This is a genomic window from Lysobacter hankyongensis (genome assembly GCF_039543145.1).
In the GTDB taxonomy this organism is placed as follows: domain Bacteria; phylum Pseudomonadota; class Gammaproteobacteria; order Xanthomonadales; family Xanthomonadaceae; genus Lysobacter_I; species Lysobacter_I hankyongensis.
Map to the genome: position 1 here is coordinate 142,397 of NZ_BAABJE010000002.1, position 10,314 is coordinate 152,710.

The 10,314-nt window shown below is 68.2% G+C and carries 11 protein-coding genes; 9 read left to right on the forward strand and 2 right to left on the reverse strand.

Translation table 11 applies throughout. From position 1 onward, the window contains the following. Positions 1-48 precede the first annotated feature (48 nt). From ABD974_RS04515 to ABD974_RS04530, 4 genes are all read left to right on the forward strand, one after another. Positions 49-363, forward strand: coding sequence for a DUF4156 domain-containing protein (locus ABD974_RS04515; protein ID WP_345302100.1), 315 nt, complete (start codon positions 49-51; stop codon positions 361-363). After that, a complete protein-coding gene (locus ABD974_RS04520; protein WP_345302101.1) occupies positions 360-1,262 on the forward strand; it encodes a zinc-ribbon domain containing protein in 903 nt (300 codons plus the stop codon). The genes ABD974_RS04515 and ABD974_RS04520 overlap by 4 nt, the downstream gene beginning before the upstream one ends. 177 nt (positions 1,263-1,439) lie before the next feature. Beyond that, entirely contained in the window at positions 1,440-2,456 is a 1,017-nt protein-coding gene (locus tag ABD974_RS04525; protein ID WP_345302102.1) for a 3-oxoacyl-ACP synthase III, read from the forward strand. A 94-nt stretch (positions 2,457-2,550) separates the two neighbouring features. After that, positions 2,551-2,796, forward strand: coding sequence for a hypothetical protein (locus ABD974_RS04530; protein WP_345302103.1), 246 nt, complete (start codon positions 2,551-2,553; stop codon positions 2,794-2,796). Positions 2,797-2,893: 97 nt separating this feature from the next. Here ABD974_RS04530 and ABD974_RS04535 read toward each other — a convergent pair whose 3' ends face one another. Next, positions 2,894-4,786, reverse strand: a complete 1,893-nt coding sequence (locus ABD974_RS04535; protein ID WP_345302104.1) for a M56 family metallopeptidase — start codon at positions 4,784-4,786, stop codon at positions 2,894-2,896. Continuing rightward, positions 4,776-5,171 (reverse strand): BlaI/MecI/CopY family transcriptional regulator, encoded by a 396-nt coding sequence (locus ABD974_RS04540; protein ID WP_345302105.1) that lies wholly within the window; start codon positions 5,169-5,171, stop codon positions 4,776-4,778. Before ABD974_RS04540 ends, ABD974_RS04535 begins: the two co-directional genes overlap by 11 nt. Before the next feature lie 221 nt (positions 5,172-5,392). On the opposite strand from ABD974_RS04540, the gene ABD974_RS04545 reads away from it, so the two are divergent. The 5 genes from ABD974_RS04545 (at position 5,393) to ABD974_RS04565 (ending at position 10,295) form a co-directional block, all read left to right on the forward strand. Next, on the forward strand, positions 5,393-6,067 hold the full coding sequence (locus tag ABD974_RS04545) for a YjfI family protein (RefSeq protein ID WP_345302106.1): 675 nt from the start codon (positions 5,393-5,395) through the stop codon (positions 6,065-6,067). Next, entirely contained in the window at positions 6,064-6,828 is a 765-nt protein-coding gene (locus ABD974_RS04550) for a PspA/IM30 family protein (RefSeq protein ID WP_345302107.1), read from the forward strand. The genes ABD974_RS04545 and ABD974_RS04550 overlap by 4 nt, the downstream gene beginning before the upstream one ends. Before the next feature lie 51 nt (positions 6,829-6,879). Beyond that, the gene (locus tag ABD974_RS04555; RefSeq protein ID WP_345302108.1) at positions 6,880-7,650 is read left to right on the forward strand and encodes a hypothetical protein; all 771 of its coding nucleotides are present in this window, start codon (positions 6,880-6,882) and stop codon (positions 7,648-7,650) included. 95 nt (positions 7,651-7,745) lie between these two features. After that, positions 7,746-9,677, forward strand: a complete 1,932-nt coding sequence (locus tag ABD974_RS04560) for a flotillin family protein (RefSeq protein WP_345302109.1) — start codon at positions 7,746-7,748, stop codon at positions 9,675-9,677. A gap of 63 nt (positions 9,678-9,740) precedes the next feature. Then, positions 9,741-10,295: a hypothetical protein gene (locus ABD974_RS04565; RefSeq protein WP_345302110.1), complete on the forward strand. Its 555-nt coding sequence runs from the start codon at positions 9,741-9,743 to the stop codon at positions 10,293-10,295. Positions 10,296-10,314 lie beyond the last annotated feature (19 nt).

A 10,314-nucleotide genomic window follows, 5' to 3' on the forward strand; every position in this document is an offset into this window, starting at 1 on the left:
GACGATGCCCGCCATGATGGCGGGCATCGTCTTTTCCGGAGTTCGTCCATGTCCGTACGTCGCTTCGCCATTGCCGCGGCCTGCCTGCTCGCCGCCGGCTGCACCTGGGTGCACATGGCGCCCGGGGCTTCGAAGGTGCGGGTGGTGGACGGCACGCCCGCCGGCTGCGAGAAGCGCGGCGAGGTCGAGGTGTCGGTGAAGGACAGCGTCGCCTTCTACGAACGCAATCGGCTGAAGGTGCGCGACGAACTGGAAACGCTGGCGCGCAACGAGGCGCCGGGGCTCGGCGCCGACACCGTGCAGCCGGTGGCGCCGCCGGTGTCCGGCGAGCAGCGCTACATCGCCTGGCGCTGCCGCAAGTGAGCAAAAGCGGCAAACAGCGCCGCGCCGAGATCAAGCACAAACGGCTCGAACGCGCCCGCCGGCTGCAGGAGACGCTGGCCAAGCCGTCGCACGGCCGCCATCTGCCGGTGGGCGGCATCGAGCCGGCCGACCGCTCGCTGCTGGCGCGGCACAACAACACCTTCGGCGTGCTGCCCGAGTTCTACGCGGATGTCGTGTTCGTCTGCCGCGACTGCGGCGAGGAAGAGGTGTGGACCGCGAAGCAGCAGAAGTGGTGGCATGAGGTCGCGCTCGGCCCGATCGGCAGCACCGCGGTGCGCTGTCTGCCGTGCCGGCGCGCGCGCCGCGCGGCCCACGATCGTCCCGGCGCCAATCTCGTCGGCGAACGCTGCGCGCGGCTGCGGGCGCTCGGCACCCGCGAGCCCGATGCCGAGGCGTGGCGCGAGGTCGAAGCGGCGCTCGCGGACAAATGGTGGGGCGTGCGCACGGTGGCCATCGCCACGCTCGGGGCATGGGGCGATGCCCAGGCGGTGGGGCGGCTGCGGCGGATGATCGCCGACCACGCGGAGGGACGGCGCTGGGGCAGTTGGGATCAGGAAGCGCGTCGGGCCGCCTTCAAGGCGCTGGGCGAATGCCTGCCGGCGTCGGAATCCGACTGGGGGCTGGCGCAATATCTCGATCACGGCGACACCTGGGCGCTGCGGCGCCCGCTGTCGCGCCTGCCGACCACGCACTGGGAACCCGTCCTCGCGGCGGAATGGCGCCGCAACGAAACGCCGCGGCTGGAGCGCCTGTGCTGGCTGCTGGCGGGCGTGGCGGCGGATGCGGCGCAGCGGCAACGCTGGCGCGAGCGCTTCGCCCGCCACCCCGATCCGGGGGTCCGGCGCATGGCCGGATACGCATGGGAGACCGCCCGCTGAACCGGAGCGGCGGTCCGGGCTTCGCGGGCGGTCCGAACCTCCGCTGTAACACGCTGGAAACGCACGGGATTGTGCGCCGGCGCCCGGAATCGCGGGTCCGCCGGTGGTTTTTGCATGCGCCAGGGTAGGGAAGGCAGTACCCTATACGGTTCCTGACTGTCTCATGGTCCTCTGCCCATGCTGTTTCAACACGTCGCCATCGCCGGACTTGCCCACATCGACGCGCCGCGTCAGCTCACCAGCGCCGAGATCAACGCCCGGCTCAAGCCGACCCTGGACCGGCTGGGGATCAAGGCCAACGTCCTCGAAGACATCGCCGGCATCCGTTCGCGTCGTCTCTGGGACGATGGCGTCGAAGCCTCCGATGCCGCCACCCTCGCCGGCGTGAAGGCGCTGGCCGACGCCGGCATCGACCCTTCGCGCGTCGGCCTGCTCGTCAACACCTCGGTCAGCCGCGACTATCTGGAACCGTCGACCGCCAGCATCGTCAGCGGCAACCTCGGCCTGTCCGACACCTGCCAGAACTTCGACGTCGCCAACGCCTGTCTCGCCTTCCTCAACGGCATGGACATCGCCAGCCGGATGATCGAGCGCGGCGAAATCGACTACGCCCTGATCGTCGACGGCGAAACCGCCAATCTCGCCTACGAGAAGACGCTCAACCGCATGGCCAGCCCGGACCTCACCGAAGAAGAGTTCCGCAACGAAATGGCCACGCTCACCCTGGGCTGCGGCGCCGCCGGCATGGTGCTCGCCCGCGCCGAACTGGCTCCGGGCGCGCCGCGCTATCGCGGCGGCGTCACCCGCGCCGCCACGCAGTGGAACACCCTCTGCCGCGGCAACCTCGACCGCATGGTCACCGACACCAAGATGCTCCTGATCGAAGGCATGAAGCTCGCGTCGAAGACGTTCGCCGCGGCCAAGCTCGCGCTGGGCTGGGCGGTGGACGAAGTCGACGAATTCGTCATCCACCAGGTCAGCAAGGTCCACACCCAGGCCATGCTCGACGCCTTCGGCATCGACCCGAAGAAGGTGCTCACCATCTTCGGCGAGCACGGCAACATCGGCCCGGCGTCGGTGCCGATCGTGCTCAGCAAGCTGCGCGAGATGGGCCGCCTGAAGAAGGGCGACCGCGTCGCGCTGCTGGGCATCGGTTCCGGCCTGAACTGCTCGATGGCCGAAGTGGTCTGGTAAGACACTGTCCGGCGGCTGCGGCCGCCGTTACAGTGCCCCGCAAGCCCCCGGCCCGCCGGGGGTTTTCGTTTCCGCTTCCCGAAAAGGACCGCTAATGACCGGCAAGCTCCGCAGTCACCACGAAATCGCCATCGCCTCGATCCACGTCTTCACCGACGATGGCCGCCTCGATCTCGCCGAACTCGAAAAACTGCTCGCGCTGGCCGTGCGCGACGAAGTCGTGGATGCCGACGAAAAGCGTGTCCTCGCCAACATCCTCACCCGCGCCGAGCGCGACGGCGTCGATCCCGAAGTGCTGGCGCGCATCGTCGAAGTCCGCCGCCAATACGGCTTCGACTGAGGTCCCGGCCGAAACGCGAGGACCCCGGGCAGGGCCGGGGTCTTCGTTCGAGCGGCGCAGATCGGCGGCGCCCATGAGCGCCGCCGCGTCGTCACGCTTATTGCCGCGTCGGCGCGGGCTCGGCCCGGCCTTCGCGCACCGCGCGTTCGATTTCCCCGCGAATCTCGCTGTCGATCGCCGCCATCTCGCGCTCCATCTTTTCGCCGAGCGCTTCCATTTCGGCGCCGAGGGCTTCCATCGGCCTGGCCGCGCTTTCCATCTTCTCGCCCAGCGCTTCCATCGGCGCCGCGCGCGCGGTCATCGCTTCGGCTTCGGCGTCGATGCGTTCGGAGATCCGTTCGATCTCGAGGTCCAGCGCATCCATCCGCCGTTCGATCTCCAGTTCCGCAGCCGCCTGAGCGGCGGTGTCGGCGCCGATCGCCAGTTCGGCCTGCCGCTGCGCGAGCTTCGCCTGTTCCATCGCCAGGTGCTGCAGCTGCGCGTTGCTCTCCTGCATCTCCCGCGAGGGGCCCATGTTTTCGCCGAGCGCGCTCATCTGCCGACTCATCGCTTCCATGGCTTGGCTATGCGTCTCCATTTCGCGGCTCATCGCTTCCATCTTCGCTTCGCTGGCTGAAGAAGCCGCCCAGGCGCGCTGGACGCGCGCGAGCACCGCGGGGTCTCGCAACACGTAGGCCTTGCCGTCGTGGTTGAACCACAGGAAATCGCCGTCCAGCGCGGCCTGCGCCGCGCGCACGTCGTCGACCTGATCGGTGTCGCCGGAGAAGAACAATTTTTCGGAATCGCCGTTCACGAGCGCATAGCCCTCATGCGCGCGGTCGCTGTCCACGTGCACGACAGCGCCGGTGCGCACCACGCCGCGCGGGCCGGCGGCCACGATGGTCGGCGACGCTGCGGCCGGGCGCTCGGCCTGTACGCGCTGCGCGGCCTGCAGTGGTGCACGGTCGGCCTGCGCGTAAGCGTAGCAGGCCACACCGGTGGCGAGCAGGGCCACCGCCGGCAGTGCGATGCGGGCGCCGATGCCGGGACGCGTGGGGCGGATCAATTGCTGGATGCGGGTCATGAGATGGCCTCCTTGGGCGGCCTGTGCGAGGGCGGGCGTTGCGTGCGGGTGCGTTGCGGCTGCATGGCGGTCCAGCGCGGAAAGCGCGAGCGCGAGGCGGCGGGGTTCGCCGAGCGCGTTCGCGGCGATGTCGTCGGCGATGAGTTCGCGTTCGATCCGGATGCGATGCGACAGCCACCACACCGCGGGGTGATAGAACAGCAGCGATTCGACGAGGGTCTGCAGCAGGTTCACGAGGTAATCGTGACGACGGATGTGCGCCAGTTCATGCGCGAGCAGCGCCTCCAGCAGTTCGGCGGGCATCCGCGCCAGCAGCGCGGCCGGCACGATCACCACCGGGCGGAAGATGCCGGCGGAAAGCGGGCCATCGTCGTCGTCGCTGATCAGCAGGCGGATGCGATCGTCGAGCTGCATGCGCGCGCAGAGCGCACGCCATCGCGACTGCCAGATCTCCGGTACCGGCAGCCGCGCGGCCCGGCGCGCGCGCCGCAGCCACGACAGCCCGGCCAGCAGGCGCAGCAGCATCGCGCCGACGCCGACGCCCCACAGCGCGACCACCCAGGGCGTCGCCGCATCGAGCGGTGCGCTGCGGGCGCTGAACGCGTGGCCCAGCGTCGCCAGCACGGTGGGCGCGACGGCGTCCGCCGTTGCCTCGGCGGCGATCGGACTCGTGTCCGTCGGCGCGGTCGCCGGCTGCAGCCCCTGCCGCAGCGTCTGCAGCGGCAGCCAGAGGCACGCGGCCAGCGCGATGCAGGCCACGGCATAGCGCGCCTGCGGACGGGCGGTGCGCAGCATCCACAGGATCAGCCAGGCGCTGGCGCCGATGGCCGCGCCCTGCCAGAGGAAGTGCAGCAGCCCCTGCGCAAGCGCCGGGACCAAGGCCGTGGTCAGGGTCGTGGCCAGCACGGACAGGAGGTCATTCGTCACGGCTCTGCTCCAGGAAGCGCTGGATCTCGGCGCGTTCTTCATCGGTGACGTGGCCGCGCAGCGCGGTCATCACCAGCGCCTTGCCGGATCCGGAGAAGGCCTTGTGGATCAGGTCCTGCAGCAGATTGGTCTGCAGCGAGTCCTGCGCCGCGGCCGCGGCGTAGACGTGCGAGCGCTCGCTCTCGTCGCGGATCACCAGGCCCTTGCCGTGCATGACCTGCAGCAGCCGCAGCACGGTGGCCTGCGCGGCCTCCGGGCGCTCGACCTGCTGCGCTTCGTGCACCTGCTTCGCGGTGCTGGGGCCGAGGCGCCACAGCAGGCGCAGCAGATCGAGCTCGGCGGGCGTGGGTTTCGGGGGCGGTGCCGTGGCGGGTGTGCGGGACATGCGCGGGTCGTCCGGATGCGGGAGGCGGGATTGCCCTGTGCAGGCACCGTATGCGAACTAGACAATTTTGTCTAGACAAAATTGTCTAGTTCTTCCTCCGTTCGTCGGAAAGCCCGCGGGCGATGCGCGCCGGCTGGTGCGACCGGGTCTGGCGACCGTTGGTCGGATTGTCACATGTGATGGCTTGACAGTACTCACATGTGACAATCAGGATGACCGCCATGGAACGCCGCACCTCCGCCTTCTACCAACGCCGCCATCGCGAGCGCCTGCGCGAGCAGGGGCTGACGAAGAAGGAGCTGTGGGTGTTGCCGGAATACGCCGATGAACTGGCCGCGATCGAGCGGCAGATGCGCCGCCCGCGGGAAGACGCCGCTCGGCCGGCGCGCCATGCAGGGGAGCAGACGATGGGTGAGTTGCAGACCGTGGCGGCGCCGCGGTTGTCCGCCGCGATGCATGCGGGGGCGCCGATGTGGACTTCGACCGCGCTGTGCGCGGCGATCGCCGCCTCCGAGCCGGTCCGCGAAGGTCTGATGTCGGTGGAGCTGATCGAAGGCGCCGAGCCCGGCCTGTACCTGACCATGCACGACTACGGCGACCTGCCGCTGTTCATGGCGGTGGTCGGCCGGCAGATCGTGGTCGAGGCGCTGCTGTGGCCGGTCTCGCAGGTACGCGACCCCGCCCGCTTCAACGAAGCGCTGCTGCGCACCCACAAACTCTTCCCGCTGTCGACGCTGGGCATCGAAACCCTCGACGGCGATCCGGTCTACATCATGTTCGGCGCGCTCAGCGCGTCGTCCTCGCTGGCCGACGTGTTGTTCGAAGTCGAAACCCTCGCCGACAACGTCATCCGCGCCACCGAGGCCTACGAAACCCATCTGCGGGAGGCCGCATGAACGTCCACGAATCGCCCGAACGCCCGGGCGGCGAGGAAACGCCGGATATCGCTGCGGGTACATCGGCATCGCCGATCTGGCGCAAGCTGGTCGATGCGGTGCGCGGCGGCGCCAACGAGCTCGGCGAGGCCATCGCCGACAGTCAGGCGCTGCGCATCCTCGATCAGGAGATCCGCGACGCCGACGCCGAACTGCACCGTTCGAAGGATGCGCTGGCCGAAATGCTGGCGCACTACAAGGTCGCGCTGGATCGCCTGGCGGCCTCCGATGCGCGGGTCGAGGAATACGAAGGCTATGCGCTGAAGGCGCTGAAGGCGGACGACGAAGCGCTGGCGCGCGAAGTCGCGGCGAAGATCGCCGCGTTCGAGGCCGATCGCGACGACGACCGCCAGCGCAGCGAAGAACTCGCCGCGCGCATCGCCGATCTGCGCAAGGTGATCGCCCAGGCCGAAGCGCACATCAAGCGACTGAAGCAGCAGGTCGACACCGTGCGCGCGACCGCGACCGTGCAGCGCGCGCAGGCGACCGTGGCGCATCGCCATGCCGGTACCGATTCGCGCCTGCGCACGGCCCTGGAATCGCTGGAACGGATCAAGCGCCGGCAGGCCGAGCGCGGCGCGCGGATGGAGGCGGCCGCCGAGATCGCGCGCGAGGACGGCGACGACGCGCTCGAAGCGAAGCTGCGCGAGGCCGGCATCATCGCCGAGCCCAGCGGCGCCGACGCGGTGCTGTCGCGGCTGAAGAAGAAAATCGAAGATTGACCGAAACGTGTCGTGCGCGGGGGCTCGCGCGCAGCGGCCGGGGGAGTGAGGATGGATGTGTTCCTGCAGATCGTGACGTCGTTTCCGACCGTCGTGTACACCGTGCTGCTGCTGGTGGTGTCGGCGCATTGGCTGCTGTCCGCGCTCGGCATTCTCGAAGTCGACACCATCGACGGCCTGATGCCCGACGGCTTCGGCGGTCACGGTGCCGGTCATGGCATCGGCCATGGCGTGGGTCATGGCATCGGACACGATCTCGGTCACGGCGTCACGCATGGCATCAGCCACGGCGTCGGACATGGCCACGACATCGGTCACGGTCACGGCGGGCATCACCACGATGCCGATGCCGGCGGTCTGCTGATGAAGTTCGGCCTGCACGGCGTGCCGGTGATGGTGGTGTTCACGATCATCGCGATCGTCGGCTGGAGCGTCTGCTACTTCACCGATCTGTTCCTGCTGCGCGAAGCCAAGCTCGGCGTCTTCGCGATTCCCGCCGACATCGCGACCATGATCGCCGGGCTGGTGCTCGCGATTCCGGTCGGACGGATGGTGCTGGCGCCGGTGCGGCGCATCCTCCGCCGATTCGCGCCGGTCTCGCAGCGACCGATGCTCGGCCGTTACGCGGTGGTGCGCAGTCCGGAGATCACCCAGACCTCGGGCACCGCCGAAGTCGACGACGGCGGCGCCGGCCTGATCCTGCAGGTGCGCGCGGAGGTGTCCGGACGTTTCGTCCGCGGCGACCGCATCGTGCTGATCGAATACCTGGAAGACCAGAACGCCTACCGGGCCACGTCCGCCGAGGAATTCGAGCGATTGTGATCCCGGCGGTGCCCCCCCGAATCCGCTGCAGCCCCGACCCGCGCGCCGGCTGCAGCCTGTCGTATCCGTCATTGCGCGTCGATTGGAGAACTGAGATGTCTGGCGAAACCCTACTGCCCGTGCTGATGATCGCAGGTGCCGTGATCCTGATGCTGCTCGGCATCGTCGGCCTGTTCAAGGCCTTCTACATCAAGGTGCCGCAGGGCACGGCGCTGATCGTCAACGATCTGTCGTCCACGCCGAAGGTGCATTTCACCGGCGCCCTGGTCTACCCGGTGATCTACAAGAAGGAGTTCATGCGGATCTCGCTGATCACCCTCGAAGTGGACCGCCGCGGCAAGGACGGCCTGATCTGCCACGACAACATGCGCGCCGACATCACCGTCGCGTTCTACCTGCGCGTGAACGAGACCGCGCAGGACGTGCTGAAGGTCGCGAAGGCCATCGGTGTCGACCGCGCGTCCGACAAGATCGCGGTGAACGAGCTGTTCAACGCCAAGTTCTCCGAAGCGCTGAAGACGGTCGGCAAGCAGATCGATTTCGTGAAGCTGTTCGAGAACCGCCAGGAGTTCCGCGACCGCATCATCCAGGTGATCGGCAACGACCTCAACGGCTATGTGCTCGAAGACGTGGCGATCGACTACCTCGAGCAGACGCCGAAGAACTCGCTCGACCCGAGCAACATCCTCGACGCCGAAGGCATCCGCAAGATCACCGAGCTGACCGCGGCGCAGAACGTCATCACCAACGAACTGGCGCGCAACGAAGAGCTGGCGATCACCAAGAAGAACGTCGAGACCCGCGAAGCGATGCTCGCGCTGGAACGCCAGCAGGCCGACGCCGAGGCCCGCCAGAAGCGCGAGATCGCGACCATCCGCGCGCGCGAGGAAGCCGAGACGATGAAGGTGCAGGAAGAAGAGCGCCTGAAGGCCGAGCAGGCGCGCATCGCGACCCAGGAATCGCTGGACATCCGCGAGCAGAACCGCCTGCGTGAAGTCGAGGTCGCCGAGCAGAACCGCCAGCGCGCGGTGGTGATCGAAGTCGAGAAGGTGCATCGCGCCAAGGACCTGGAGATCGTCTCGCGCGAACGCGAGGTCGAGCTGCAGAAGATCGACAAGGAAAAGGCCCTGGAAATCCAGCGCAAGGACATCGCCAACGTGATCCGCGAACGCGTCTCGGTCGAGAAGACCGTGGCCCAGGAAGAAGAGCGGATCAAGGAAGTGCGTCAGGTCTCCGAAGCGGATCGCCAGAAGCAGGTGACCGTGCTCGCCGCCCAGGCCAAGGCCGAAGAGGCGCTGGTGCGTCACGTCAAGCAGGCCGAGGCCGACGAGGCCGCGTCCAAGCACAAGGCGGTGGAGCTGACCGTGATCGCGCAGGCCGAACTGGAAGCCGCGGCCAAGCACGCCGAAGCCAAGAAGCGCATGGCCGAAGGCATCGAGGCCGAGCGCGCCGCGCCGGGCCTGGCCGATGCGCGGGTGCGCGAAGTTGCCGCCGCGGCGCTGGAGAAGGAGGGTCTGGCCAAGGCCCGCGTGGTCGCCGAGACGCTGTCCGCGGAAGCTCGCGGCGCCCAGGACAAGGGTGTGGTCGAGGCCAAGGTCATCAAGGACGTGGGCTTCTCGCAGGCCGAAGTGCTGCGTCAGAAGTACCGTTCGGAAGCCGAGGGTCTGACCGACAAGTTCGCCGCGCTGGGCGCGATGAGCGATCAGGCGCGCGCGCACGAGGAATTCCGCATGCAGCTGGAGAAGACCTTCGAGCAGGCGATGGCCTCGATCGACGCCAACAAGGAGATCGCGCGCGAGCAGGCCGAAGTGCTGTCGACCGCGCTGGCCAAGGCCAACATCGACATCGTCGGCGGCGAAGGCGCGTTCTTCGATTCTTTCGCCAAGGCGCTGTCGGTGGGCAAGGCGGTGGAAGGCGTCGCCGGCAAGAGCCCGATCGTGCAGGAAGTGCTGCAGAAGCTGCTGTCGATGCAGGTCGGCGGGAAAGAGGCCAAGACCACGAAGGTCTCGGAATCGGAAGACGCATGAGTCGCGAACGGCCGGCTGTCGTTTCGACAGCCGGCCGCTGCGCGAAGAGGAGAGGAGAGGATCATGATCAGGGCGATGGCAAGTGCAGCCGTGCTGGCGGCGACCGTGCCGGTGGCTGCGCTGTCCCCGGCGATCGCGTATGCCGCGGAGCCGAACGACGCGTACCGGGCATGCAAGGGGAGTACCCATGACGCGCCGAAACTCGTCTGCGATGGCGGCTACCGGGAGAGCTTCGAGGCCGCGGCGAACGATGTGCTGCGCCATTTCGATGCGGGCGATCATGTTGGCCTTGCTGCAGAAATCCTGGCGGGAGACCATCCCCAGGCGGCGAGCGTGGGCCGCACTGAAATCGAGTCCATGGCGGCGGAGCTGAAGCAGGCGATCGAATACGTCGATGCGGACAGCGGACGGCGTTTCGCTTCCATCGATCTGTTCGCGCGCGTCGAGGGCAAGAGGCACGACCCCAAGGCGACATACGCGACGCTGAGCCATCTCAGGGTCTGCGGCGGGCGTATCTGCGAAGAACAGGTGGTCATGAAGAACGTTGACGGTGGCTGGCAACTCTTCGGCCTGCACATAATTTATGAGCCGGCATCCGCGCCGGAGAAAGGTTCGTGAGCATCGGCCGGCCCGCCGG